The following is a 25,907-nucleotide window of genomic DNA, read 5'->3' on the forward strand; positions in this document are numbered from 1 at the left end:
AGAGACCTTCATGATAGGTCTCTTTTTTAGCTGAAATGAATTATTGATCTAAGAAAACAGTAAATTCTTCAACTGCAATACGCGGGGTAATAAAAGTATTCACAATATCATCCGTATCGGCATAGCCTAAAGCAATGGTACATACCAATTCTTCCTCTTCAGGTGCCCCCAGTACATCCAGTACGATTGGATGGAAATGATTCCACGCTGCTTGAGGGCAGGTATCCAGACCACGTGCTTTTGCTGCAATCATGACATTTTGAATCATCATGGCAATATCCATTTTCGAGCCAATGCCCATGGCTTTGTTGACGGTAAAATACAAGGCAACGGGTGCATCGAACAATTGGTAATTGCGCAGTTGTTGGCGCGCCATTTTTTCTTTTTCACCTTTTTGGATATTTAATAAACCATATAATCCCCAACCATTTTCACGGCGGCGGTCAATGAATGGTGAAATCCAATTTTCTGGGTAATAAGCAAAGGTTTCTTGATATTGGCTTGCAAGTTCAGGCTGTGTAAACAGTTCGATTTGTGCTTTACAAACACGATCCACCATTTCATCACGTTTTTTTCCAGTCACCACATAGACTTTCCAAGGTTGTGTGTTGGTTCCTGATGGGGCGCGACTGGCTACGGTCAAAATATCTTTGATGATTTGAGCATCAACCGTTTTATTGAGAAAGGCGCGAACGGAATGGCGTGAGGTAATGGCATCATCTACATGGTGAACTTGTTGCAAATTCATGAAAACTCCTTTTTAAATGCATTTTTTAACTCAATTTTATTATATACATTAGTCGAATATTTGTACGTAAAGCTTTCTGTAAATAATAGCTAAGTTTAAGAATATATTCATTATTTTGAAATAAATCTTTAACAATAAGAGAGTTTTTTAATCGTTGTTTGACAAAATCGATTTTAATAAAGCATAGAACTTGATAGATTGATGGTTACATATGGTTTACATATGTTGCACTTTTACAATATTTTAAGCTTTTTAACTGTACTAATAGCAGAAAATGCAATGATTTTTGAAGCTTTTTACAATAATGAATCTATATTTTTCATTCATTTGTTGAGTTTTTCAGGGTTGTTTATGCACGGATGCGAGATATTTAAATTGGAGATTAGAATGAGTCGCTTACTCAACAGTAAATTTATGGCTAAAAGCCTAGCATTAGCAGTGACAGCTGTAATGGTAAGCACAGCACATGCTGGTAAAGCTGAGCAAGAACAAATTCAACAACTGCGTAAAGAAGTTGATGCATTAAAATCTTTAATTCAACAGCAACATCAAGTTCAACAACAGCAACAAACTCAAATTGAACAAGTAAAAGCACAGCCTGTACAAATTGCAGCAGTCGCAGTGAAAGCTGAATCGCCACTTACAGGTTTTAAATCTAAAGCAGGCGCGAATGTAAACTTATATGGTTTTGTCCGTGGCGATGCCAACTACATTATTGAAGGTGCGGATGACGACTTTAATGCAGTACATAAAGTAAATGGGTCAGGAACTACAGATCCTAAACTGGTAAATGATAAATTACGTGCGACGGCTAAAACCACGCGTATTGGTTTAGATTTTAATACACCTGTTGGCGATGCAAAAGTTGGTGGTAAAGTCGAAGTTGACTTTGCAAGTTCGACTGAAAATTTACGTATCCGTCATGCTTATTTAACTTATAACGATTGGTTATTTGGTCAAACAACCTCGAATTTCTTGTCGAATCATGCACCTGAAATGATTGATTTTAGTACTAACCTTGGTGGTGGTACAGCACGTGTTCCACAAGTTCGTTATGGCTTTAAACTTGCTCCTGCGACTCAATTATTTGTTTCGGCAGAAAAAGCAGATAGCTCAGGTACAGGCGTTAAATATAGTTTACCGAATTTGACTGCAAAATTAACCCAAGGGTTTGCCGAAGGTAAAGGTTCTGTTTCTGCACGTGCATTGGTTGAAAATTATAAATCGACTGTTGCTGATGATAATGAAACAGGTTGGGGTGTTGCAGCAGGTGTTAATTATCAAGTCTCTGCGCCATTGAAAGTATCAGCTGATATTTCTCATGTTGTTGGTAATAGCAACTATTTATACGGCAGTAATTCAGCTTATGTCGTGAATGCGAATAACAGTATTGAACAAAATGAATTTAATGCTGTGCAAGTGGGTGCGACATACAAATTCTCGCCTAACTTCCGTTCGACTTTAGCGTATGGCGCAATTTTTGCTGATGATGATACTGATTATGCTAAATCTACATCGAGTGTAAATGCGAATGAAAAAGTTCAACAAGCATGGATTAACTTTATCTATACGCCTGTTGCGCCAATTGACTTAGGTGTTGAATACATCAATGGTAAGCGTGATACATTTGCTGGACAGTCATATAAAGATAACCGTGTAGGTTTAATGGCTAAATATAGCTTCTAATTTAAAAAGTTTAGACAGAGCAAAAGAGGCGATTAATTCGCCTCTTTTTTATTAAAAAATATTCAAATTTGAAAGTAATATAAAAAATGATAATTTACACCAAAAGATAAAATTGTAAAAAACTAAAGACATTAATAGCTAAATCTGCATAATGTATCCTCTTTTTGAACATTACTTACCGTAATACCACTATTATTGTGAGTGATGTATGTTTATTTTCGCATACCCTGCGTGAATCAGCATGACCAGGACTAGAAGCTTTAAATGAGATAACCTCTCATGAGTCAGTCGGTTAGTTGGCATTCAAATGAAATGATCCTTTTATTTGCGCGCTAGAACATAGTAACTCGTATTGTCTTTTTTTATGATTTTCCATCATGGTGGAAAAAATCATCTCGCTGTCCTGTAGTTTCATCAAAAATGAATTTTTGTTCTTATACCTTTTTGTTGTATAGCTTTCACTGTGGTTTGGTATTGACCAAATGATCCTTGAAATTGTTTTTCTTTCAGGTGCTAATAAGGTTATAGAACAAAAAGAATCCACTTATTTTATGGACAATAATGATGGAATTTACTTTTAATGCCTTTTATACGCTCATTGCAGCGGTAATCGTTCTTTTATTAGGACGTTTTCTTGTCAATAAAATTGATTTTTTAAAGCGCTATAATATCCCAGAGCCAGTTGCAGGTGGTTTAGTTGCAGCGATTGTTTCGCTGTTAGTTCACAATTTTTGGGGTTTTAGTATCTCTACAAGCAGTGAACTACAAACCAGCTTTATGCTGATTTTCTTTGCTTCTATTGGTTTAAGTGCAAACTTTGCCAAGTTAAGAGAGGGTGGCTTTGGACTGGTCATTTTCCTCGTCTGCGTTGCTTCATTTATTGTAGTACAAAATTTTGTTGGTATTGGTTTAGCGACTTTATTAGGTATTGATCCTTTAATTGGCCTGATTGCTGGTTCAATTACGCTCACTGGTGGTCATGGTACAGCGGGTGCTTGGGGGGAGATTTTAGAAGTACAGCATGGTATTCAGGGTGCATTAGCCTTGGGTATGGCAAGTGCGACTTTTGGTTTAATCATTGGTGGTATCATTGGTGGTCCTTTAGCTAAAATGTTGATTAATCGTCATCAACTAGCTATTTCTCGTACCAATAAACAAATTGCAGATCGCGATTCAACCCTCAATGCGGATACAGATTCAGATGAGTTTACGCAATTTGAATATCCACATCAGGTGCGTTTAATTACTGCTGATAATGCGATCACCACTTTGGGTATGTTCGCGGCGTGTTTAGCATTTGCTGAATTTATGACTGGCTTTAGTAAAGGCACTTGGTTTGAGTTGCCAACTTTTGTATGGACCTTGGCTGGTGGTGTCATTCTACGAAATGTCCTTGAAGGGGTATTTAAAGTTGGAATTTTTGACCGCGCAATTGACGTATTTGGTAATGCATCGTTATCACTTTATTTGGCAATGGCATTACTTTCATTGAAGTTATGGCAATTGGCCGATTTGGCTGGTCCATTGGTGATTATTTTAGGTGCGCAAACGCTGACAATGGCGCTTTATGCGGCATTTGTGACTTTCCGCGTGATGGGCAAAAATTATGATGCTGCTGTGCTTTCAGCAGGACATTGTGGCTTTGGTATGGGTGCAACACCGACTGCCGTAGCCAATATGCAGGCCATTACCAATATGTATGGTCCATCGCATAAAGCCTTCTTGATTGTTCCATTATGTGGTGCATTCTTTGTCGATTTAATTAATGCGACAGTGATTCAGCTTATTCTTAAGTTTTTTGTATAAGTCTTCATCTTGCTAAGAAAAGCCTGTTTTCAGGCTTTTCTTTTTTGCTCATTCTCTGCTTGGACAATGCTGCTATTGCACAAAGCTAATTCAATAAGTGCTGTGTTTTCGAATATTTGGGCATTAATGGTATTGGATAAAATTTGAAAAAATGTACCGCAAGGCCGCGCAATGAAAGACAGGCGAATTTAAACAAAGTCAGGAAAATAGTGCGATAATGAAGAAGGGAAATGGGCAAATTCATTCGGGTTGGTCTTAGATAGACTAATCTTTTTGGATGACAGTTTAACGAAATACTACAGTGTGAAAAAGAGATCGTTTTACACTATGCAACTTTTAAAAGCTAAGCTTATTTATCATTAGGTGATTCATGATCAAGATTAAATATGGTTTTATTGCTTTCGCTGCATGCAGTGTTGTGGGCTGCCAAACTATGCCGCAGTCCAAGGTTACTGTTGGCTCTACAGGTCTATCTGAATCACCAAGTGTTGAGGCTCAAGTCCGTGCAGATCGGATCAATTTTAAAAAAATAAAGCAGCAACAAAGTCGTCCCATCGTTGCTTTGGTACTCGGCAGTGGTGGTGCACGCGGTTATGCACATATCGGTGTGATTAAAGTCTTGGAACAACAAGGTATTCGTCCTGACTTTATTGTGGGTACGAGTGCAGGAAGTATTGTCGGTTCAATTTATGCAAGCGGTAAAACAGCCGATGAATTGCGTGACATTGCGCTGAATATGAAAGCCAATGATGTACGTGATATCAAACTGGACATGAAAGGTTTTTTTGATGGCAAAAAAGTTGAAAATTATGTCAATCAACAAGTGAATAATACGCCTTTAGAATTGCTTAAAACACCGATGTATGTGGTGGCGACAGAATTAAAAGAAGGCAAAAAAGTGGTATTTAATTATGGTAACACTGGGCAAGCTGTACGTGCGTCAGTGTCTATACCGAGTATGTTTGTTCCCACAAAGATTGGTGAAGATGAATATGTCGATGGCGGTTTAGTCAGTCCTGTACCTGTCGATGTTGCTCGTGATTTAGGTGCAGATATTATTATTGCAGTCGATATTTTAGCTCAACCGATGCATACCGAAACCAGTAATGTTTGGGGAATGTTTAATCAAAATATTAATATTATGCAGAACCACTTAGCCAGAGAAGAGCTTAAACATGCAAATATCGTGATTCAGCCTGACTTAAGAGAGAAGGGGCATATTTTTGATGTCAAAGGTCGTGAAATGACCATACAAGCGGGCATTGATGCAGCACAAAATCAATTACAGCAAATTTCAATGGTATTTAATCAAAAACAGACCCCACAAGGGCAGAAGCTTCAGCAATTTAGTGTACATGATTAAGCAAGCTGATGACTGCAATGATGCAGGTAGAGTCAGCAAATTTAAAATTAGATTTTTAGTGAGGCCGATGGTGGGGTTTTTTGCTCACAAAGCAACCTTATTTGAGTGGGTTATATTGTAAAAGTAAACTAATGAGTTGATATTTTTCATGAAAATAAATTAAGTGGCTAAATGTCTTATTCTATATCATTTTTAGATTAATACTTTTTGTTCAATTATTTAAGTTTACCCACTACCAGAAAGTCAATAAACTTTATCTCAATAAATTTGATACAAAAATGTGTATTTATAAGGGTGGTTCAATGAATAAAAGTAATCCGAAGAGAGAAAAAATTACAATAGGTCATAAAGTCAAAATGGCCTCTATGGAGCATCTAGTTTTTACCGTGATTTCGGAAAATACAGATGGTACATATGGGATTGAAATACAGTTAGATCAGCAGAATGTGCTGAATTACGGAAATATTTCTCAAGAGATGTTACGTAAAGTATAAAGTATCTGCTTCATCTTATTTATTCAGTTTTATCTTAGTCATTCAATATATTATACCGTAGGTGCAAATGGATTTGCATGCATGCTTGATCCTTAAGAGGGGGAGCATAATGATGATGAACGGAGAAAGTTTTCAATTTATCGGTGGGTGTTTTTTGTAATAATTTTTTTTGAGCATTTATTCTATAAGTTGGTGATATATAAAAAATTAATAATATACAGTGGTTTGAGTTGATTTTTTGAGTCTTTCTTGGAATGCTGCTTTTTTAACTATAAATAATAATGATGATTTTATTGTCAATTGGGACATTCAATTTCTTTGAAAAACGATATAATAATAGTTACATATACTATTGTCTGTTAAAGAGTCTAGAGAACGCGATGTCCCCATTAGATCAAATTGCTCCAGCATTAGATGACCAAGCTGAATTGACCATGTCAGTATTAATGACCCCTGATATGGCAAATTTTTCAGGTAATGTTCATGGTGGAACAATTTTAAAATTGTTGGATCAAGTCGCTTATGCATGTGCTAGCCGTTATTCAGGCAGCTATGTAGTGACTTTGTCGGTCGATAAAGTAAATTTTAAAGAACCGATTCATGTCGGTGAGTTGGTTACTTTTCTTGCTAGCGTAAACCATGTTGGTCGGACTTCAATGGAAATCGGGATTCGTGTGGAAGCGCAGAACATTCAAAAGCGTACTGTACGTCACACCAATAGTTGCTATTTCACCATGGTTGCTGTCGATAAAAGTGGCAAGCCACAACAAATTCCTGCATTAAATTTAGACAATGATTGGAAGCGTTGCCGTTTTGAGGCTGCCGAACATCGTAAAGTAGCACGTCTACAAGAAAGTCATCATCCATCATGTAGTATTTATAAGAAAACTTCATAATGCGTAGCATTATCGATTGAATAAACAGACTGCTGCTAAGCGGTCTTTTTTTTGATTCAAAAAATGAGATTTACGCTATACAGGCACAAGAAATCAGCATAATATAAAACGATACGTATCGTTTTGTTTGGGTGGTGTAATGACTGAAGCGGAAAAAACTTCACGCCGTAAGCAGTGTATTTTAAATGCAGTGTCTGAGGCATTAGAGGAATATGATTATAGTCATTTAACTGTAGAAGACATTGCGGCACGTGCAGGGGTGGGTAAATCCACGATCTATCGCTGGTGGAAGCATAAATCCGATTTAGTCTTAGATGCGTTTAAAGAACAAACTGCACCTGTATTTGAATTAGATTTTCAACAAAGTTTGGCATTTAATTTTAACCAGCAACTTTTAAAGTTATCACAAGCATTAAACCACCCTGTGGGTCGAGCCTTATTGGTGGTGATGGCGGAACATCGTGAAGCGGCGGGTGAATTCTTTAAACAGTATTTATTACCACGCCGTGAGCAAATGCGTAAGTTGATTCAAGTTGCAATTGAACGGCATGAAATTATTGCGGAATATCCTTTTGAGCTCATGCTCGATACGCTTTATGGCCCAATCCATTATCAAATTATTTTCTTTAATCGAATACCAGATCAAATCTATATTGAACATCTAGTTAGTTTAGTCATGCAACCCATTCTTGTTCAAAACTCGCCATAGCTATGCAGTAAGTTGGTCATTATGATTACGACAGCCACTGAGCGTTTATGGAATCGCTCTTTTATCTTGTGCCTTTTTAATAATTTGTTTTTATTTACTTATTATTATGCGCTACTGACTATTTTGCCAATTTATATCATGAAAAATTTAGGTGGAACGGTAAAAGAAGCGGGTTTGGCATTAACCTTATTTTTGGTTTCTTCGATTGCGGTTCGTCCATTTTCTGGCCTGATTGTTGAAAAATTAGGAAAAAAAATAGCGTTCCGTGGTTCAGCATTTTTATTTGTACTTTTTGCTTTCAGCTATTTATTTGCCGATGGTTTGTGGGCTTTATTGGTGATTCGTTTTATTCATGGTATTTGGTTTAGTGTTTTAACTACGGTTACAGTGCCGATTGCCAATGATTTTATTCCTGATCATCGTAAAGGTGAAGGCATGGGATATTTCGTGATGTCGACCAATCTTGCCGTGGTGTTTGGGCCATTGCTGGCATTAACGATTATTCAATTTACTGATTTTAAAAACCTATTTTTAATTTTAGCCAGTGTGGTTTGTCTTGGCTTTATATTCTGCCTGATGGTTCCTGTAGCAAAAAATCAGATGGATTCAAGCGATGATGATAAAAGAGCAGGAAAGCGTCTAGGTTTTCATGACATTATTGAAATGCGTGTAGTGCCTATAGGTTTTGTTGCTTTGCTCACTGCATTTGCTTACTCCAGCATTATGAGTTTTATTACCGCATATAGTGAAACTCAACAGCTGCTTGCCTATACCAGCCTATTTTTTATTGTCTTTGCCATTTCGATGATTATTGTACGTCCTTGGGTGGGTAAAATTTATGACCGTAAAGGTGCAAGTGCGGTGATTTACCCATCCTTTATTTTCTTTGCGATTGGTTTGGTCATTGTCAGCTTTATCTCCAATCAATGGATGCTTTGGCTCTCTGCTATATTTATTGGTATTGGCTATGGTTCATTATTTCCATGTTTTCAAACGGTGGCTATTCAGTCGGTGCCTAAACAGCGTATGGGGCATGCAATTTCGACCTTCTTTACCTTATTTGATTTAGGCATGGCGATGGGTTCAGTGATCCTTGGTTTGATCATTGCCTACTATGGTTATCAAATGACTTATCTATTTTGTGTGGTCATTACTGTGGCAACATTATTTGTCTATAAATACACCGTTTCAGCAGCACTTAAACAACTCAAATAAAGAGGTACGGCCATGGAATTACGTCATTTACGCTATTTCGTTGCAGTGGCAGAAGAGCTGAATTTTACTAAAGCTGCACAACGTATGTGCACGGTACAACCTTCTTTAAGCCAGCAAATTAAAGACCTTGAACAAGAAGTGGGTGTGCAATTGCTGATTCGATCGAATCGCAAAGTCGAACTGACTGAAGAAGGTAAAGCATTTTTAAAAGAAGCCTTGTTAAGTTTAGAGCATGCTGAAAAAGCCATTCAAGATGCACGGAAAATTGCCAATTTAAACAAAGACCAACTGAATATTGGTTTTGTTCCCGTGGCTGAAATGAAAATTTTCCCTTATATCATGCCGAATATTCGGGCGCATTTTCCTGAAATTAAAATTAATTTTCATAGTTTGACGGATGCAAATCAATTTAAAGCGTTAAAAAAAGGTGATATTGATATCGCTTTTACGCGCTATGTGGATGAGTCGAGTGAACTTGAGCATGTACAAATTTTCAGTGAGCCCTTGGCTTTAATTGTTCCCAAAGACTCGGCCATTGCCGCACAGCGTCATGTGAGTATTAAGAGCTTTAATCAGCAAGATTTTATTATTAGTGATGAAGTTGCATCACCACAACTGTATAAAATTATTACGGATTTCTTTAAGCAGTCCAAACTAAATGTAAATGTGGTGCAACAATCGACCAATATTTTATTGAATGTAAACCTAGTGGGCATGGGAGTCGGTTGGAGCTTGGTGCCCGCTTATGTGATTCCACTTTTGGGTGATAAAATTGTGGTAAAAAATACCATTGAGCCGTTGCCGATGATTGACCTGCATGCCAGTTATCGTAAAGGGCAAAAAAATGAAGTCATTGAACTGATTTTAAAAATATTAAAAGAGCAGTTTTATATGGGCTTCTTTTAAAAAGTTAAGCATTAATAATATCCTAAATGTTGCACGATGCTTTAAAAAAGCAAAAGCATCGTGAGCGATTGCACACATCACATAACAATAATGCACAAACTGTTTTAGCTCTTTATAGTTAAAATCGAAAACAACAATATAGGTATGATAAGAATGATGAAGCTATATAACAATGCACAATCACGTGGCATGACCCTTTTTCCTTTGCTCAAGGAGCTGGGAATTGCAGAGCAAATTGATCAAATTCAGATTGCTTATGAAGATATGCATAAAGCAGATTATTTGAACATTAATCCTATGGGGAAAGTCCCTTGTTTGGTCGATCAAGGTATCGTAATTTCTGAAACGGCTGCAATATTTACCTATCTGGCCGATAAATATATTGAAAAGGGTTTGGCACCTGCATTGGATGATCCAAAGCGCGGGGCATATTTGAAATGGATGTTTTTTTGTCATGGTCCTTTGACTGAATATATGGATTTGCGCAGCCTTGAAGTATCGGATGAACGAATTGAACAGAAAAAACGAGGCTTAGCATTTGGTGATCAAGAAACCTTATTTGCCTTTTTAAAACAGGGGATGCAGCAGGCGAACCCTTATTTGCTTGGGGAAAAAATTTCAGCAGCAGATTTATATTTGGGTTACTGGCTGGTTTTTGCAATTGCCTTCAAAATCTTACCTTATTTGGATGAGTTCAAACCTTTTCTTGAATTGATTCAGCAGCGTGATTCGATGAAAGATGTGATTTGGTTTCAGAAATTAAATGGCTAATCTTTTTTATGTAGCTAATTTAATCATCAAGGAGAAATAAAAAGACCACGCTTTAGCGTGGTCAGATCTGTAAATATGATTCAGTTGATGGATTATTTTACATGTAGCTTTTTGAACAGTTGTTGGCTGACCTGATCTAAAGTTTGTGGAATCGCAAGCGCGGCCACAAAGCGGTCAGGACGTAAAATAACAACAGATTCAGATGTTTTACCAAACCATGTACGAATGTCTGTACCAATATCGCCTAAAGTAATCACGCCTTCAAACTTTCTACGGTTCTCATTGCCAAATTGAACTTCAGGAATAATTTGAATGAATTTAACCCCTAAATTTTTCCATACTTGCATATTGGCATCGTTAATTCCCCATTGTGGGTCGACGCCCCAAGCGATAATGGCAAAGTCATTGCCAATGATGTCATCCAGTAAAACTTTTTCACCTGACTCCAGTTTTACATGCGGTTGGATGAACATTTTACCAATCGGCGATTCTTTTTTACCATCTGCCAGCAATGCACCATCGTTATATTTAGGCATAGGTTTAAAACGCATTTCAAGCAAATATTGCTTAATCGGTTTGATGTAATTTAATGCATAAGCAATACCATCACGGACAAAACCTTGCCACTTTTTAGGTGGCGCAAGCACATGACCTGCCATCACAGAAAGATCAATCATCGCTTTGGCATGGTCTTTACGTTCAACTTGGTACGAATCCAATAGATCAGGAGTTGCTTTACCTTGTACCACCAGCGCAACTTTCCACGCTAAGTTAAAGGCATCTCGCATACCACTGTTATAACCTTGACCTTGCCATACTGGCATAATGTGTGCAGCATCACCGGCCAGTAAAATACGGTCGACACGGAACTTATCGGCAATACGTGCATTGTGTGTATAGACACGTTGACGAATCACTTCAATGTTTTCAGCATTGGGTAAAACTTTAGACAATAATTTTGCAATATTTTCGGGTTTGCTCAGTTCTTCTTGTGTTTCACCGGGCATGACCATAAATTCGAAACGACGAATACCGTGTGGTAAAGCCGCAGATACATATGGACGTACTGGGTCACAGCACAGGTAAATGTGTGGTGTTGCTAAAGGATCATTTTCAATATCAATCACGATCCATTGGTTTGGTGCAGTTTTACCATCAAAAGCAATATTTAAGCTACGACGCACAATCGAGTTACCACCATCACAGGCAATTAAATATTGTGCATGAATGGTTTCTTGTTTTTGATTTTTGTCTTGAAGCTTTAACGTGACACCATTTGCATCTTGGCTAAATTCATTGAGCTGACGTGAAAATAAGACCTTTGTTGTTTCGTATTGTTTTAGACCTTGCAGTAAAACATTGTCGACTTGAGGCTGAATAAAAGCATTACGACGTGAGAAACCAAATTCACGGGTAAGCGGCTGAATATCTGCGAAACAGCGACCTTTGGGGGTTAAGAAACGCATCGCATGGTTTGGTGTTGTATGCGGCAAGACCTGATCGACTAAACCGAGAGATTGAATGGTACGCAAAGATTCATCATCAATCCCAATCGCACGTGGGTAGTCAATTAAACTATCCAACTGCTCAATAATAGTGACTTGTACACCTTGCTTACTTAAATAATTCGCAATTGTTAAACCAACAGGACCTGCGCCCAATATAGCCACTTCAGTGGTGTAATTCGTTTTGTTTGTGCTCACAGCGAATATCCATTCAATTCACGATAATGCTATTAACGATGAATTTAAGGGGCCAAACAAGCTATGCCATAGTAGATATGTTGATTGAAAAGAAAACACGCCAAACACCATGTTATATATTAAGATATTGAAAAATATAAAATAATAACAGATTCAACCATACGATTTTTTAAATGAGTGATCATTTTTTTCTATGACTCATAACGACCTTCTTACAGATGAAAAGGCTTTGAAAATTTATAAATGAATTTGAATACGTTGCCATCTGGCAAGGAAGAAATTAAAGTGGAACCATTCAGCAGACCCAGAGCGTAATTTGCGCTGATGACGACCTGAATTGATTTCCACTTTAGTTAAAAGCGAGTAAGTTTTGAAACTGATTTCTCCAACGCAAGCTGTACCGACGCATATTATTTCTGGATTTTTAGGCGCTGGAAAAACCACTTTGCTGAAGCATTTGCTTAGCCAAAAGCCAGAAAATGAAGTTTGGGCCGTGTTGATGAATGAGTTTGGGCAAATTGGTGTCGATCAGCAGATGTTACCGCAAACCCAAGGCTATGAAGTTAAAGAACTCTTGGGCGGTTGTCTGTGTTGTAGTAGCCAATTACCCATGCAAATTGCTTTATCGCGACTATTGTCAGAAACCAAACCAAACCGATTGTTTATTGAACCGACGGGTTTGGGGCATCCAGCACAATTGTTGGAACAACTGACTGAACCGCATTGGCAGCAAAGTATTGCGATGCGTGCTTTAGTGACCGTGGTGGATGGTTCACGCTTACATGATCGCCAATCGACTGAGCAAAATTTGTATGCCGACCAATTAAAAGCTGCACAAATCATTGTAGTTTCTCATGCCGATCGTATGGATTTTGCAGATCAGCAAGCTTTAGAGATCTTACAGACAGAATATCAGGCGTATGCACAAACTTGGCTTAGGAGTGGGCAAGCGGATATTGACCTTGAGCAGATTGATCAGCCTTATGTTGGGACTGAACGTAAGATTCAACCTTTATTGAAAATTCAAAAAACACTGCTTGCAGGACAAACTTTGCCTGAAATTAAACAGTTGCCTTATCATTATGTTGAAACGACACAAGGGTATAGTGTGGCGGGCTGGAAATTACCCAAGCGTTGGCTTTTCGATTTTTATCCATTATTAGATTTACTGTGTGAGCAACAAAATTGGCTACGCATTAAAGGTATTTTTAATACCAATCAGGGTTGGAAAACCTTTAATTTTAATCCGCAGCAATTTAATTATCAGTCTTCAGAAGAGGGGATTGATAACCGTATTGAAATTATTGTGCAAGATCAGCGCGATTGGCAACACTTTGAAGATCAATTATTTCAATGTCAGTTGAATGCAGATAATACGGATAAAACAACTCAGCAAATTTAGTCTAAATCTTATATGCTAAGCGCCAAATTTGAGGACTTTTTTATGGCGCTTAAAGCAACGATTTATAAGGCTGATTTGAATATTGCCAATATGGATGATCATCAATATGCTGATTATCAGCTGACGATGGCTTTGCATCCGTCAGAAACGATTGAGCGCTTGATGGTACGTATTTTGGCATATGCTCGTTTTGCTGATGAAGCTTTAGAATTTACCAAAGATTTATTTGAAACCAATGAACCTGCTTTGTGGGAAAAAGACTTAACCGGTCAATTGATCAAATGGATTGAAGTCGGTAGTCCAGATGAAGATAAAGTTAAAAAAGCCAGCGCACGTTGTAAACAAGTTGCCGTGGTGACGTATGGTTCAGCTGTCGATGAATGGTATAAGCGTAACAGTAAATTAAAAACCATGAGTAATGTGCAAGTGTGGAAGTTATCGACTGCCACAACGGATGCTTTGCCACAATTATGCGAACGCACCATGCAGTTACAATTAAATGTGATGGATGGCGAATGGACGTTGATTGGTGATCAGGCCCAAGTGTTGGTTGAATGGGAACAATTACAGTAAATCATTTCAGGATGCAGGTTTAGGCTTGCATCCGCATAGTAAAATTGCGTATACCTTAAAAAGAATAATTTAAAACGGGTAGATCAATGGGTCCTGATTTATATCATTTGCTGATTGCCCTTGTGATTGGTGCAATTATTGGTGCAGAGCGTGAGTATAGAAGTAAATCTGCGGGCTTAAGAACCATGATTATGGTTAGTTTAAGCTCGTGTTTGTTTACGATTCTGTCATTAAAAATTGGTGTGGAAAACCCTGATCGCTTAGCCGCCAATATATTAACGGGGCTGGGTTTTTTGGGTGCAGGCGTGATTTTTAAAGATGAAAATCGTATTTCAGGCATTACCACGGCAACCACCATTTGGATGACGGCTGCACTGGGCATGGCTGTAGGGGCCGGTTACGTGCTGTTGAGTTTGTTGGGGACACTAATTGTTCTGATCGTATTAATTTTTTTAATTTATCTGCAAGAGCGGATTGAGTCACTTAACCAAGCACGAATCTATCGGATTGTTTGCGACTACCAACAAAAAACTTTAGATAACTACGAAGATTTATTTAAAACCTATGAAATGAAGGTTGTCCGTAGCGCACAACATAAAACAGAACATAAAATTAGAGGGCGCTGGATTTTAATTGGTTCAGCCGAAAATCATAAAAAATTGACCGCTTATTTACTCAATGATGCGAATATTCAAGAGCTCAGTTTTTAAATGTTGAAACATTCAAATTGCAAGGAATTCAATAATCCAGTTTATACTAGGGATTGAAAACATAGCTGTAGGTTGGGTAAATGACAATGTCGAATGAATTAGAAATTATTGATTTGAAAGTGGGTGAAGGCAAAGAAGCAGTCAAAGGCGCGCTGATTACCACGCATTACACAGGTTGGTTAGAAGATGGCACCAAGTTTGACTCATCTGTTGACCGTGGTAATTACTTTGAAACAGTGATTGGAACGGGCCGTGTGATTAAAGGCTGGGATCAAGGCATTATGGGGATGAAAGTGGGTGGTAAACGTAAATTACTTGTTCCTGCACATTTGGCTTATGGTGAACGTAAAATGGGTAAAGTAATTCCTGCCAATTCAAACCTGATTTTTGAAATTGAATTATTTGACGTAAAAACACGTGATTAAGCACATTGCATGCTTTGATTAAAAAATATTCTACAAGAGACAAGGATGAATCTTGTAGATAATAAAAAAGTTAGTTGAGTTTTATTTTTTTATCGTTACATTAAAGTATAGCTAAGCGTAATTTAAGGAAGATTCGCTTTTTGTTTAAAATAAAATATTTAATAGATTTCTTTAAGTTTTTTCTTTTGGCATGTTTATGCTTATTCATGTGGCAAAGATACGCATGTGCACAATATGAGGCTGCACCTGAATCGTATTATTTACATCAAAAATTAATTAATCAGGTCGATTTTACCGACAAAACCACCAGTCCGCTGAATGGGCTGTGGCAGTATTATCCTGAACAATTGATTATTAAACCCAGTTCAGTGTTAAAATCAGAAACAGTACAGTTACCGATTTCTTTCAAAGCACTGACTGGAACCAATCAAACCTACGGCACATTTATTGGGCATTTTAAAATGCCGAAACAATATTTGGGGCGCCGGATCGCAATTTTTATTCCGAATCAATATGGTGCTTATCGTATGTACCTAAATGGAGACTTTCTACTCCGTTTAGGTGAGGTCGGTCGGGATGCAAAAAGCCATCAAACAGAAAATGCACCTAGAATTGCTTTTTTTGTCGTGGATAAAGAATATTTCACCATCACTATGCAAGCCTCAAATTTTAATCATCTGCATGGTGGTTTAGAAAATCCCATGCGAATTGGCCTTTCTAAAACCATCAGTCGGCAATACCAACAGCTGATGATGAGTATTGGCCTAGTCTGTGGTGCAGTATTGGGGATTGGAATATTTACCTTAATGTTTTCAATTTTTCAAGGTGTCATTGGGCGCAGTAACATTAAAGTATTTGTGTTTGGTATTTTTATCCTGTTTTTAGCCTTACATAATTTATTTTCAGCGCCGTATGCTTACACTGCATTTACAGACATTAGTTGGCTGTGGGGGGCACGATTAGAATATCTGTTTACTTATTTTGCCGTGGTCTTTTTTCTAAGTTATATGTTTTTACTCAATCAGCGTTATTTACATCCGATTGTGTATTTTTCCGCTATGGTTTTGTTGGCGATTGATATTGTGGTCACGGTGTTAACCTTACCAGAGGTATTCCAGCGTTTCGCATTTTATAGTTTCATGTTTAGCTTTGTGGTCATTTCAAATTTTGCTTATGGTTTTTATTTAATACTAAAACATAAAGAACCGTATTCTAGGGTCAATTTATGGGCGGTTATTTTGTTGTGTGTCACCTTTTTACATGACTTTTTATTGACGCTTAATTTAATTGATTCTTTTAATCTTTCGTTTATTTCCACCAGTTTCTATGCGCTGTTGATTATGTTCCAGCAGGCAAAAAATTACGCACATCATACATCTTATATTCAGCAATTGAATGATAATTTAGTGGAGCTGAACAGTTCTTTAGATCACAAAGTACAACAACGTACCTCACAATTGCATCAGTTAAATGAAAAGTTAGCACAGCAAATTCAAATTGATGCATTAACAGGGGCATTTAACCGCCGTGCTTTAAATATTGAAATTCAGCGTTTATTTACGCTGACTCAAAATCACACTAACAGTACCTTGACCTTTGCCATGTTGGATGTAGATTATTTTAAAAATTATAATGATTACTATGGGCATTTAAAGGGCGATGCCATTTTGAAAGATTTGGTCAAGGTGATCCAACAGGCTTTACCCGAATCTGCCTATGTTGCACGTTATGGGGGTGAGGAGTTTGCGATTATTTTGCATGATGTGCCACATGCAGTGGTATTAAATGTTTTGCAGCAGGTGCTCAATGCGGTTCGAAAAAAGCATTTTGAACATTTAAATCGACCTGACCAAAAGCAATATGTCACTTTAAGTATGGGCATTGCGTGGATAGATCGGGAGCATCAATATGCGAATATTCATGAATTAATGAAAGCCGCGGATGTGCAACTGTATGCTGCGAAGCATGCTGGGCGAGATCAATATCAAGTGCATAATGCGATAAATAGTGCTATATATGCTAAACAAATTTGAAGATGACTTTCGCGCTGCGGATGATTAAAAATACACAAATGAAGATTGGAAAATCACTTATAAAATAAGCTATTGTTGTTTTAACATGTTTGTTTCTTAGAAAAATAGTCCTTTAATATTGATTCCAGTTTGGCTTGATAAAAATGATGTTGCAATAACGATATACCATACATCATGCAAGGGAAAGCTCAACATATTATTGATGGACGATGAGTGTTGTTCAGAGCATAAATAATTTTTGAGTACCATGAAATGAAGACTCGCTTGCTTTCCACTTTGCTTTCAATCTCACTTTCTGCTGTTTTATGGCAGCTTCCTCATTTGGCTTGGAGTGAAACCTTAGCGCATAATCCGACACTGACCGTCATTGGCTATCATGAAATTACCAATCGTAAAAATGCACTGATTCCTGAATATGCCGTAAGCACGACACACTTTAAACAACATATCGTGTGGCTCAAAAATAATGGTTTTCACTTTATTAGTGTCGATCAGCTGATTCAAGCGAATCAAGGTCAATCCCCGTTACCCGCGAAACCGGTTTTATTGACCGTAGATGATGGTTATGCATCTTTTTATCAAAATGCCTATCCGATTATTAAAGCCAATAGCATTCCTGTTGTATTGGCGGTTGTCGGTTCATGGTTAGAACCGAAAGAAGGGCAAAATATCGATTTTTCAGGCAAACAGATTCAGCGTAATGAAATGTTGTCTTGGTCAGAATTGAAAGAGATGCAGGACAGTGGTTTGGTCGAAATCGCCAATCATAGTTATAACTTACACCGTGGGATTTTGGGCAATCCACAAGGCAATCTTGAGTCTGCGGCAGTCACCCGTTTATATCATCCTCAAACCGCACGTTATGAAGATGATCAGCACTATCAACAACGGATTTTTGATGATTTAAAACGAAATAACCAGTTATTGACAGCGCATGGTTTGAAAGCGCCACGGGTCATGGTGTGGCCTTATGGTCACTATAATATGCAAACCGTCAATATTGCTAAACAACTAGGTATGCCGATTACCATCAGTTTGAATGATGGTGCAGATTCGGCGAAAAGTTCCTTGGGGCAACTGAACCGTATTTTGGTTGAAGGTGATATGAGCATCACCGATTTGGCGCAGGAAATTAAAGATCGTCAGCAGAATTTAGGCGATAATAATCGCCCACAAAAAATTATGCATATCGATTTAGACTATATTTACGATCAAGATCCTGTTCAACAAGAACGTAACCTTGATCATTTACTGGATCGTATTGTAGAGGTGGATGGAAATACCGTGTATTTACAAGCGTTTTCCGACCCCGATGCCAATGGTTCTGCGGATATGGTGTATTTCCCGAATCGTTATTTACCCATGCGTGCAGATTTATTTAACCGAGTTGCATGGCAAATTCAGAGCCGTACCCAAGTCAGCCGCATCTATGCTTGGATGCCATTGTTGGCATGGGAATTACCAAAAAATAATCCTGCTGCACAAGATCGGGTCGAAACTCAAGCTACACAGGATTCTAAACATTTAGATATGGGCTATCATCGCCTCAGTCCATTTTCAGCTGATGCACGAAAAACCATAACCGGTATTTATACCGATTTAGCCAAATCTGTGCCATTTAACGGCATTTTATTTCACGATGACGCAACGTTGTCGGATTATGAAGATGCCAGTCCTGAAGCGATGCGGGCTTATGCTTCCATTGGCTTACCGAATGATTTAGCTAAAATTCGCAGTAATGATGCCGACTTACAAAAATGGACAGCCTATAAAACCAAGTACCTTGATGACTTTGCGATGCAACTTGCCAGTGATGTACGTCAGTACCAGCCCTTTTTGCTGACGGCACGAAATTTATATGCACAAGTTGCATTGGAACCTTATGCAGAAAATTGGTATTCCCAGTCATTAGAACAGTCTTTAAAGCGTTATGATTTTACCGCCATTATGGCAATGCCTTATATGGAACAAGCACCGAATCATGATCAGTTTTATCGGGATATTGTGAAGTATGTGAAGCGGTTCCCGAACGGTATGAAGAAAACGGTATTTGAATTACAAACGGTCAATTGGCGCAACAATCAAAAAATTCCATCAGAGGAAATGGTGACCACGATTCAGTCTTTATATAGACAAGGGGTAATGCATGTGGCTTATTATCCAGATGATCCTATTCAAGATCATCCAGATACCGAAGAGTTACGTCAAGTCTTTGAACTGAAGTCGGAAGATCTTGTTCCTTAAAAGCAATTTTATCGGTTAATGCTGCTGCATTTTGGCATTCTGTAAGACTGCCTTTAACCCAAAATTGTCAATGATCCCGAGTCTAGATCAAACTCGGGATTTTTTAGACTTTGCTACGGACTTGAAATGAATAGAGGGCTAAACCGAGGCAGAGTAAAAACAGTCCCAAAATTAAATCTGGACTTAATTGCTCCTGATTTAGCCAGTTACCCCAAACCGTAGCCAGCACGGGTGTCATGATGGTAATGAGCATCAGTGTGGTCGGACTGACTTTATTGAGTAAATCATAATAAAAAATCATCGCCAGCACGGAGGAAAATAAAGCGCTATAGATGAGTGCAATACTGCTCTGTAATGATGGCAATTGAGCTGGCATCTCCGACCAGAAAAACGGTAACAAACTACTATAACCGACCCATGATACGAGGGTTGCACCTGTCATTTGGCTGATTGGGTGGATGCTGGTATTGACAGATCGAACTGCAAAAGCAGAAAGGACATAAAGCAGCATCGCAATCAGTTCTAAACCCACGCCTAAATAGTTGAGTGTGAAGCTTTGAGAACCGAATCCGAGTGCGAAAAATAGCCCGAATATGCCCAGCATTAAACCCATCCATTGATAGGCACTAAAGGTTGTACTTTTAAAAATATAGATGGCCATTAAGCCTGACACCAATGGAGCAATCCCATAGATCATTGAAATAATGGCTGAAGGAACTTTGGATGCGCCCATATAACAAAAAGCCATGGAGGTAAATAAGCCTATAGCACCTGCGGCATAGCTGAGTAACGCTTGCGGATGAATCGGTATTTTGACTTTAAAGTAAAGCTGACAGACGAAGGCGATAGGAATAGCCAAGCTAAATCGAATAAATAAACCCCACGCCCAATGAACTTCATTCACTGTCCAGACGGCTGCAAGTGGTGTCAGTGACCAAATTAGCACAACAGTAATAAATTGACCGGTTGTAGCGAGGCGTGAGTTTCGATTTAAAGACGCTGCAACCGGATCGCACAGTGGCGAGGATAAGTCTTTTGAATTAAATGGATTACTCATGGGTTATGTCCTTATTTTTTGGCAATAAAAAAGGCCGCTATTGAGGCGACCTGGAATGATTTTATGGTGTAGTGATTATTCTAAAAAATGATCACGGTATTGCTTCCAAGGCACCTCGCGTAAAAAGTCCACACGTCGTGAATAGGCCTTGTTGACTGGAATGTCCAAAGCGAAACAACTCACAAGCGGGTCTTGAGGGTATGGAATAGGGAACATGTAGAAAGAATCTATGAATGAACACTTTTTATAGCATAATATTTTAAAAATTGTATAAATTTTATTCAAATTGTTTTATATACTATAAAAATAACAATTATTTACTCGTGAGAGTGACGCTATGCTGAAAATACTCATATGGTTGTGTTTTTTCATTGTGTTGATTGGACTTTGGAAAGTATGGTTTAAAATTCATATACATCGACATTTTCAGCAAAACCGAAATAAGCAGCAAGAATCTTTCAATAAACCGATTGCCACTTCGATTGGCGAGATCCCCCTTTTTGCCGAAGCACGTATAGAAGAAGTTGAAGAATATGAACAGCAGCTTTTTGATGATGTCTGCCAAATCTTTTTTGAACAAAGACTGACTGAACGAAATTTGAGTCAAGCAATGTCGGTTCAAGAAGATGTACTAAAAAAAATGCCTGCAAAAACGCAGACCCAAATTCGTCAACTTGATTTAAATGAATGGTCTATTTATTGGACTTTTTACGATCAGTCTTTGGAATACTATGTGGGGCGCTATGGGGTATTTTATACCCATGTTGACCGTTTTGGTTGTGAGCATAAATTTGAAATAAAAAATGCTCACAGCTGTGTTTAAAGAGGGGGATGAATTTGAGCATTGCCAATTTTACCATGAACATAATGCTGTATTTTTAGCTGGACTGCATATGTAACTGTTTTAAAATTCTAAGCTTGACCTGATCAAGATAAAAAACATCATCATTCAGACGGTACATTAAAATGGCGCCTTCATAATCGGCCACGCTTTGTTTGGCTAAAATTTGGGCTTCATGATTGTTCAGTTGGATTTTAAAGAATTGATAAAATGCCATTTCCCAGTCTTTAAAAATACTGCGAATTTTTTCTAAAATATCGCCAGACTGATACAGCGCTTCGATAGAAAGAATTCCCACTAAACAGCCTTTAACGCCATAACTAAAAAATTGTACGGCACGCTCATGTAGCTGTTCAAAATGCTCAACGACGCAAAGCGTTTTATATTCACCAAGCTTAAATAAATGCGTATTTAAATATTGCTGGGTAAGTTCGAGCACATCCAGCAATAAAGCTTCTTTACTGGCATAGTAATAGTAAAAAGAAGCTTTGGTCAGTCCACAGGCTTTGGCGAGCATGCCCATACTGGTCGCTGCATATCCATGCGTCTTAAACTGTAAGGCACATCTGTTGAGAATTTGCTCTCGGCTAAGTTTCTGTGGACGCATTTATTTAAAGTCTCTATCCATTTTTTGTGGCAATAAAGTCATGAAAGGCTTGTAAAATTTCATCCCAGATTTTTTCTGCGCCTTTACGGAAATAACCCATATGTCCAATTTCTTTTAAGCCATAGTCTGAAGCTGAAATATTAATAAATTGCATCGCTGCTTGGCGGTAATGTTGCATAAAAGCATGGCGTGAATTGGGTAAAGCCCAATCATCATCCAGTGCAGATACTGCATAAATAGGGGTTTTCACCTGTGCATATTGTGCAATTAAGGCATGTTGTTCGGGGTCAGCAAAGAAATAGGTTGGGTTTTTACACCATTTTCGCCATTGCTGATAGACCCCGATGGGTAGATCTGCCCCCATATTCAGTTTGCTCCACGGTAAATAGCCTGTGACTGCAACCATCGGCGGGAAGATAATATTCCAAATGACCTGAACCTTCATTTTTTCTTTAAAAGGCATATAACCATGCCAACCTGCGCCCGTGCCAAAGCAATACATTGCCGTCACTTTGGCATGGTTTGGTGCTAAACCTAGGGCTTGTCCACCGTAAGAATGCCCAATCATAAAGAGCGGAATGGGATCTTGTGCCAGAAAATCAATAGCCGCAGCAAGGTCTAAAGTGCCCCAATCAAGGTAGGACATTTTAAAGCCTTTGAGTCGCTTCGGGGCAGATTGCGCGACACCACGATAATCAAAGGTCAGCACTTGATAGCCAAACTGCGTGGCATATTCAGCAAAGCGACGATAAAAGGCTTGTGGAACACCTGTGGCGCTAGCCAGCACGATATTGGCTTTTATACCATGCTCTGGTGTGTAAAGTGTACCAATCAGAGGGTAACCATCGCTTGCGCTAAAGGGTTGTGTGGCAACGCTAAAATGCGGTTTTTGTGGGTTCTGATTGAAATGCGGCATAACGAACTCATTTTCTATATAGGTTTGGGTTTAAATTATTGACCTTTAAATTGTGGTGCACGTCGTTGCAGCATGGCCATCACACCTTCTTGTACATCTTGCGTGGTTAACAAGGGGGTGAGGTGCTGTTGTAAATGAGAAAATGCCATTTCAGTCCCGTGTTCAGCAGCTTCTTTGGCAGAGGCAAGTGTGGCTTGCACTGCAAGCGGTGCAGCTTGAGCAATGCGTTCAGCCAGTTCAATGGCACGATTGAGCGGTGATTCAGTAGTAATTTCATTGATCAGATTTAAATTGAGCGCCGTTGCTGCATCAAAGGCATCGCCTGTAAGTAAGTAGCGCATGGCTTTCGACCAACCCGCGGCTTGTACAAAACGGGCGGTTGCTCCGCCAAAAGGTAAAATGCCACGTTGTACTTCCATTTGGGCAAATTGGGTATTGTCCTGCGCGATGGCAATATCAGCATTTAACATCAGTTCTATGCCTGCGGTATAGCAAAAGCCTTGTACCGCAACAATCACTGGTTTTTTACGCGCGCGTCCACTGGTTCCCCACGGGTTGATCTGATGCTCATCATAATTAAAGATACCGCTACTGAGCTTGGGCTGTAATTCGACCAAATCTAAGCCTGCGGTAAAGTGCTCACCATGGGCAAAAATGACGGCACAGCGTAACTCAGCATGATCTTCATATTCTGTTAAGGCGAGGGATAAGTCATGAATAAGATGACTATCAAAGGCATTTCTTTTCGCTGCACGGTCTAAACCAATCATAAAAAGATGTCCGCGAATTTCACGACTGACTTTACCTTGTTGTTCTGACATTTTTATTCTTCCAAGTTGATCATTTTTTATATTTTTAAACGATCGTTAGAAAACTGTCAAATCTGTTCAGTCAAATTTTTGACAGAGCTTTGTAACTACACATTGTGATAGAAGAAGGGAATCGCGATGCACAGCGAGTTAACAGACCAATCGGCATAATTTGTCTTGCGTTCAGCATTATTTTTTTCATAATAGCGGCACTATTTATACATTTGTTTATTGCTATGTCACCTTTAGAAATTATTGCAGTCATTATTAGTGTTATTGGTGTGACATTAACCGTTAAACGAAATATGTGGTGTTGGTGGTTTAACTTCGCGGCATTTGTTTTATATGCTTATTTATTTTATGAATTTAAGTTGTATGGTGAAACCATCTTGCAGTTCTTTTTTATAGTGGTGAATTTTTATGGTTTCTATCATTGGTTCAAAGGTAAACAGCAAGATCATGAAATTCGCATTGAACCGATTGCTCAAAAAACAGTCATCTTTCAAATGTTGTTGGCAGCGTTAGGTGGTTTGATTTTCGGTTTAACTTTAAAACATTTTACCGATGCTGCCGTACCGATGCTCGACTCACAATTGGCTGCTTTTAGTTTGCTGGCAACCTATTGGACCAGTCGTAAACATATTGCGACTTGGGTGCTTTGGATTGTTGTCGATATTGTTTATGTGGGTATGTTTATTTATAAAGATTTATTCCTAACTGCGGGCTTATATGCCGCTTTTGTTGGTTTGGCAGCTTTTGGCTGGTGGCAGTGGGAACAGGTGAAAAAGAAACATGCACACAGCCATTTTAAGGGGGTATAACCTATTTTAGGCTACACTTGGATGAATAAATATGCTGATTGATTTTGTTCAACATCAATTCACACAATTTGATGAAATGGCAGCACGCATTCAGGCTGCTCCTGAAAAATATATCAATTTTGATTCGGTCTCCGATTTTTATAAAGCCAAATGGTTGAATGATTTTCCAAAAGGCACCACATGGTCGGCCACAGGTCTTGATGATGGTGCTGAACAATTTTATGCAATCATTGAGTATAGAACGCATTTTCTGAGCATTTCCTGTACCGAGCAAATTGAAATACGCTGTGGCATTCATCGGGAATAGTTTTGTATACTTGGTCAATGACAGCATGACTAAAATTCAATTAAATAAACCGCGCTAAAATATGCGAGATCAGCGCTGATTTAATGGTCAAGATGTTTAAATAATTAAAAAATAAAGGATAGCAATATGGCACATCGTTTTACCGTCAATGCCACCATTCATGGTGTTTCTTTGGATGACTTTCGTCGCTTAGCAGCAGACCCAGAGATGCATGAAGCAGTTTGTAAACGTATTCCGGGGGAAAAATTAGAAATTTTAGAATCTAAAATTGTGGGTGATATTTACACTTTAAAGCGTGCTTATAACTTGGATGTCAATATTCCAGATATTGCTAAAAAACTGCTAAAAGATGCATTTCGTTTAAAACGTACAGATATTACCAATTTAGGTGCTTTAACTTCGACCGTTGAATTGGGTGCAAATTTACCTTTAGAGGCACAAGGTGAGCGCTCTGTTACGGGTAATGCACAGCAAGTTGATATTCAATTAGATTGGACCATTAAAATTAAAGTGCCACTGATTGGCGGTTTTCTAGAAAAACATGCAGAAGGTGAAATTCGTAAATTTAGTGATTTGGAACTCCAAATTGTAGAAGATGAATTAAAGAAAATTTTAACGGTTTAATTTGAAAAAATAAGCGATTTAAGCTCATTATTGATCTTGTTTAATCCACAGAGTCGCCCTTGTTTTTGCCAAATAAGGGCGATTTTGTTTGTAAAATATATATTGCTACAAGGTTTTTCTGAAAATAGAAAATAATGCCAAGTTTTGCTTAAAAGAATTTTTCTTATTTAAAAAGTTATGTTGAGCATGATTTAAATGTGTTGTTATGCATCATGGCAGTAAAGAATGAGACGAGACATGG

General features: G+C 38.3%; 25 protein-coding genes and 1 pseudogene. 19 read left to right on the forward strand and 7 right to left on the reverse strand.

The features are described from left to right. Nucleotides 1-40: 40 nt before the first annotated feature. The gene (locus F994_RS01130; protein ID WP_004648158.1) at nt 41-748 is read right to left on the reverse strand and encodes a nitroreductase; all 708 of its coding nucleotides are present in this window, start codon (nt 746-748) and stop codon (nt 41-43) included. Nucleotides 749-1,135: 387 nt separating this feature from the next. On the opposite strand from F994_RS01130, the gene F994_RS01135 reads away from it, so the two are divergent. The 9 genes from F994_RS01135 to F994_RS01175 all read left to right on the forward strand — a co-directional run bounded on the left by F994_RS01135 (nt 1,136) and on the right by F994_RS01175 (nt 10,594). Continuing rightward, the gene (locus F994_RS01135) at nt 1,136-2,434 is read left to right on the forward strand and encodes a DcaP family trimeric outer membrane transporter (RefSeq protein ID WP_004648159.1); all 1,299 of its coding nucleotides are present in this window, start codon (nt 1,136-1,138) and stop codon (nt 2,432-2,434) included. A gap of 564 nt (nt 2,435-2,998) precedes the next feature. Beyond that, complete coding sequence (gene gltS, locus F994_RS01140) at nt 2,999-4,240, forward strand: sodium/glutamate symporter (protein ID WP_034696429.1); 1,242 nt, start codon at nt 2,999-3,001, stop codon at nt 4,238-4,240. 370 nt (nt 4,241-4,610) lie between these two features. Beyond that, nucleotides 4,611-5,603, forward strand: a complete 993-nt coding sequence (locus F994_RS01145) for a patatin-like phospholipase family protein (protein WP_004648161.1) — start codon at nt 4,611-4,613, stop codon at nt 5,601-5,603. Nucleotides 5,604-5,881: 278 nt separating this feature from the next. Further along, nucleotides 5,882-6,097 carry a hypothetical protein gene (locus F994_RS01150; RefSeq protein ID WP_228128021.1) on the forward strand — a complete coding sequence of 72 codons (216 nt, stop codon included), beginning with the start codon at nt 5,882-5,884 and terminating at the stop codon, nt 6,095-6,097. 380 nt (nt 6,098-6,477) lie between these two features. Then, complete coding sequence (locus tag F994_RS01155; RefSeq protein ID WP_004648163.1) at nt 6,478-6,993, forward strand: acyl-CoA thioesterase; 516 nt, start codon at nt 6,478-6,480, stop codon at nt 6,991-6,993. A 139-nt stretch (nt 6,994-7,132) separates the two neighbouring features. Further along, a complete protein-coding gene (locus F994_RS01160) occupies nt 7,133-7,702 on the forward strand; it encodes a TetR/AcrR family transcriptional regulator (RefSeq protein WP_004648164.1) in 570 nt (189 codons plus the stop codon). Nucleotides 7,703-7,723: 21 nt separating this feature from the next. Beyond that, nucleotides 7,724-8,917 carry an MFS transporter gene (locus F994_RS01165; RefSeq protein WP_004648166.1) on the forward strand — a complete coding sequence of 398 codons (1,194 nt, stop codon included), beginning with the start codon at nt 7,724-7,726 and terminating at the stop codon, nt 8,915-8,917. A 12-nt stretch (nt 8,918-8,929) separates the two neighbouring features. Further along, on the forward strand, nt 8,930-9,823 hold the full coding sequence (locus tag F994_RS01170; protein WP_004648167.1) for a LysR substrate-binding domain-containing protein: 894 nt from the start codon (nt 8,930-8,932) through the stop codon (nt 9,821-9,823). Between the two features lie 156 nt (nt 9,824-9,979). Further along, nucleotides 9,980-10,594, forward strand: coding sequence for a glutathione S-transferase family protein (locus tag F994_RS01175; RefSeq protein ID WP_034696430.1), 615 nt, complete (start codon nt 9,980-9,982; stop codon nt 10,592-10,594). A gap of 92 nt (nt 10,595-10,686) precedes the next feature. Here F994_RS01175 and F994_RS01180 read toward each other — a convergent pair whose 3' ends face one another. Next, nucleotides 10,687-12,297, reverse strand: a complete 1,611-nt coding sequence (locus F994_RS01180; protein ID WP_004648169.1) for a bifunctional 3-(3-hydroxy-phenyl)propionate/3-hydroxycinnamic acid hydroxylase — start codon at nt 12,295-12,297, stop codon at nt 10,687-10,689. 370 nt (nt 12,298-12,667) lie between these two features. Between F994_RS01180 and F994_RS01185 the strand changes: the two genes are divergently transcribed. The 6 genes and pseudogenes from F994_RS01185 to pgaB all read left to right on the forward strand — a co-directional run. Beyond that, nucleotides 12,668-13,699 (forward strand): CobW family GTP-binding protein, encoded by a 1,032-nt coding sequence (locus F994_RS01185; RefSeq protein ID WP_004648170.1) that lies wholly within the window; start codon nt 12,668-12,670, stop codon nt 13,697-13,699. Between the two features lie 42 nt (nt 13,700-13,741). Further along, a complete protein-coding gene (locus tag F994_RS01190) occupies nt 13,742-14,272 on the forward strand; it encodes a YaeQ family protein (RefSeq protein WP_004648171.1) in 531 nt (176 codons plus the stop codon). A gap of 86 nt (nt 14,273-14,358) precedes the next feature. Then, nucleotides 14,359-14,982, forward strand: a complete 624-nt coding sequence (locus F994_RS01195; protein WP_004648173.1) for an MgtC/SapB family protein — start codon at nt 14,359-14,361, stop codon at nt 14,980-14,982. Between the two features lie 86 nt (nt 14,983-15,068). After that, nucleotides 15,069-15,407 (forward strand): FKBP-type peptidyl-prolyl cis-trans isomerase, encoded by a 339-nt coding sequence (locus F994_RS01200; RefSeq protein WP_034696431.1) that lies wholly within the window; start codon nt 15,069-15,071, stop codon nt 15,405-15,407. A gap of 206 nt (nt 15,408-15,613) precedes the next feature. Next, nucleotides 15,614-17,440 carry a sensor domain-containing diguanylate cyclase gene (locus tag F994_RS01205; RefSeq protein ID WP_004648175.1) on the forward strand — a complete coding sequence of 609 codons (1,827 nt, stop codon included), beginning with the start codon at nt 15,614-15,616 and terminating at the stop codon, nt 17,438-17,440. Between the two features lie 354 nt (nt 17,441-17,794). Beyond that, nucleotides 17,795-19,684, forward strand: a pseudogene (gene pgaB / locus F994_RS01210) (poly-beta-1,6-N-acetyl-D-glucosamine N-deacetylase PgaB); the annotation flags it as partial. 103 nt (nt 19,685-19,787) lie between these two features. Here pgaB and F994_RS01215 read toward each other — a convergent pair. Together F994_RS01215 and F994_RS17430 are read right to left on the reverse strand one after the other, a co-directional pair. Then, nucleotides 19,788-20,741, reverse strand: coding sequence for a DMT family transporter (locus F994_RS01215; protein ID WP_004648178.1), 954 nt, complete (start codon nt 20,739-20,741; stop codon nt 19,788-19,790). A gap of 75 nt (nt 20,742-20,816) precedes the next feature. Next, entirely contained in the window at nt 20,817-20,957 is a 141-nt protein-coding gene (locus tag F994_RS17430; RefSeq protein WP_154649936.1) for a hypothetical protein, read from the reverse strand. Nucleotides 20,958-21,078: 121 nt separating this feature from the next. On the opposite strand from F994_RS17430, the gene F994_RS01220 reads away from it, so the two are divergent. Further along, on the forward strand, nt 21,079-21,564 hold the full coding sequence (locus tag F994_RS01220) for a hypothetical protein (RefSeq protein ID WP_004648179.1): 486 nt from the start codon (nt 21,079-21,081) through the stop codon (nt 21,562-21,564). 55 nt (nt 21,565-21,619) lie between these two features. Here F994_RS01220 and F994_RS01225 read toward each other — a convergent pair whose 3' ends face one another. Genes F994_RS01225 through F994_RS01235 form a run of 3 tightly spaced genes read right to left on the reverse strand, consistent with a single transcriptional unit; the run spans nt 21,620 to nt 23,926 of the window. Continuing rightward, entirely contained in the window at nt 21,620-22,189 is a 570-nt protein-coding gene (locus tag F994_RS01225; RefSeq protein WP_004648180.1) for a TetR/AcrR family transcriptional regulator, read from the reverse strand. Nucleotides 22,190-22,202: 13 nt separating this feature from the next. Further along, entirely contained in the window at nt 22,203-23,105 is a 903-nt protein-coding gene (locus tag F994_RS01230; protein ID WP_004648181.1) for an alpha/beta hydrolase family protein, read from the reverse strand. 35 nt (nt 23,106-23,140) lie between these two features. Further along, on the reverse strand, nt 23,141-23,926 hold the full coding sequence (locus F994_RS01235) for a crotonase/enoyl-CoA hydratase family protein (RefSeq protein ID WP_004648182.1): 786 nt from the start codon (nt 23,924-23,926) through the stop codon (nt 23,141-23,143). A gap of 224 nt (nt 23,927-24,150) precedes the next feature. Here F994_RS01235 and pnuC point away from each other — a divergent pair, with 224 nt between their 5' ends. The 3 genes from pnuC to F994_RS01250 all read left to right on the forward strand — a co-directional run bounded on the left by pnuC (nt 24,151) and on the right by F994_RS01250 (nt 25,666). Then, nucleotides 24,151-24,735 (forward strand): nicotinamide riboside transporter PnuC, encoded by a 585-nt coding sequence (gene pnuC, locus F994_RS01240; protein ID WP_004648183.1) that lies wholly within the window; start codon nt 24,151-24,153, stop codon nt 24,733-24,735. Nucleotides 24,736-24,766: 31 nt separating this feature from the next. Next, nucleotides 24,767-25,042 (forward strand): hypothetical protein, encoded by a 276-nt coding sequence (locus tag F994_RS01245; RefSeq protein WP_004648184.1) that lies wholly within the window; start codon nt 24,767-24,769, stop codon nt 25,040-25,042. Nucleotides 25,043-25,168: 126 nt separating this feature from the next. Then, entirely contained in the window at nt 25,169-25,666 is a 498-nt protein-coding gene (locus F994_RS01250) for a DUF2505 family protein (protein WP_004648185.1), read from the forward strand. The last annotated feature ends 241 nt before the right edge of the window (nt 25,667-25,907 follow it).

It is taken from the genome of Acinetobacter bohemicus ANC 3994 (assembly GCF_000367925.1).
Classification (GTDB): domain Bacteria; phylum Pseudomonadota; class Gammaproteobacteria; order Pseudomonadales; family Moraxellaceae; genus Acinetobacter; species Acinetobacter bohemicus.

Bases quoted from the DNA above. Each gene is read 5' to 3' on its own strand.
- F994_RS01245 (WP_004648184.1), top strand. From the start codon at position 24,767: ATGCTGATTGATTTTGTTCAACATCAATTCACACAATTTGATGAAATG.
- F994_RS01235 (WP_004648182.1), bottom strand. From the start codon at position 23,926: ATGTCAGAACAACAAGGTAAAGTCAGTCGTGAAATTCGCGGACATCTT.
- gltS (WP_034696429.1), top strand. From the start codon at position 2,999: ATGGAATTTACTTTTAATGCCTTTTATACGCTCATTGCAGCGGTAATC.
- F994_RS01200 (WP_034696431.1), top strand. From the start codon at position 15,069: ATGTCGAATGAATTAGAAATTATTGATTTGAAAGTGGGTGAAGGCAAA.
- F994_RS01230 (WP_004648181.1), bottom strand. From the start codon at position 23,105: ATGCCGCATTTCAATCAGAACCCACAAAAACCGCATTTTAGCGTTGCC.
- F994_RS01130 (WP_004648158.1), bottom strand. From the start codon at position 748: ATGAATTTGCAACAAGTTCACCATGTAGATGATGCCATTACCTCACGC.
- F994_RS01190 (WP_004648171.1), top strand. From the start codon at position 13,742: ATGGCGCTTAAAGCAACGATTTATAAGGCTGATTTGAATATTGCCAAT.
- F994_RS01215 (WP_004648178.1), bottom strand. From the start codon at position 20,741: ATGAGTAATCCATTTAATTCAAAAGACTTATCCTCGCCACTGTGCGAT.
- F994_RS01175 (WP_034696430.1), top strand. From the start codon at position 9,980: ATGAAGCTATATAACAATGCACAATCACGTGGCATGACCCTTTTTCCT.
- pnuC (WP_004648183.1), top strand. From the start codon at position 24,151: ATGTCACCTTTAGAAATTATTGCAGTCATTATTAGTGTTATTGGTGTG.
- F994_RS17430 (WP_154649936.1), bottom strand. From the start codon at position 20,957: ATGTTCCCTATTCCATACCCTCAAGACCCGCTTGTGAGTTGTTTCGCT.
- F994_RS01160 (WP_004648164.1), top strand. From the start codon at position 7,133: ATGACTGAAGCGGAAAAAACTTCACGCCGTAAGCAGTGTATTTTAAAT.
- F994_RS01165 (WP_004648166.1), top strand. From the start codon at position 7,724: ATGATTACGACAGCCACTGAGCGTTTATGGAATCGCTCTTTTATCTTG.
- F994_RS01220 (WP_004648179.1), top strand. From the start codon at position 21,079: ATGCTGAAAATACTCATATGGTTGTGTTTTTTCATTGTGTTGATTGGA.
- F994_RS01225 (WP_004648180.1), bottom strand. From the start codon at position 22,189: ATGCGTCCACAGAAACTTAGCCGAGAGCAAATTCTCAACAGATGTGCC.
- F994_RS01150 (WP_228128021.1), top strand. From the start codon at position 5,882: ATGTGTATTTATAAGGGTGGTTCAATGAATAAAAGTAATCCGAAGAGA.
- F994_RS01170 (WP_004648167.1), top strand. From the start codon at position 8,930: ATGGAATTACGTCATTTACGCTATTTCGTTGCAGTGGCAGAAGAGCTG.
- F994_RS01195 (WP_004648173.1), top strand. From the start codon at position 14,359: ATGGGTCCTGATTTATATCATTTGCTGATTGCCCTTGTGATTGGTGCA.
- F994_RS01155 (WP_004648163.1), top strand. From the start codon at position 6,478: ATGTCCCCATTAGATCAAATTGCTCCAGCATTAGATGACCAAGCTGAA.
- F994_RS01135 (WP_004648159.1), top strand. From the start codon at position 1,136: ATGAGTCGCTTACTCAACAGTAAATTTATGGCTAAAAGCCTAGCATTA.
- F994_RS01250 (WP_004648185.1), top strand. From the start codon at position 25,169: ATGGCACATCGTTTTACCGTCAATGCCACCATTCATGGTGTTTCTTTG.
- F994_RS01145 (WP_004648161.1), top strand. From the start codon at position 4,611: ATGATCAAGATTAAATATGGTTTTATTGCTTTCGCTGCATGCAGTGTT.
- F994_RS01205 (WP_004648175.1), top strand. From the start codon at position 15,614: ATGTGGCAAAGATACGCATGTGCACAATATGAGGCTGCACCTGAATCG.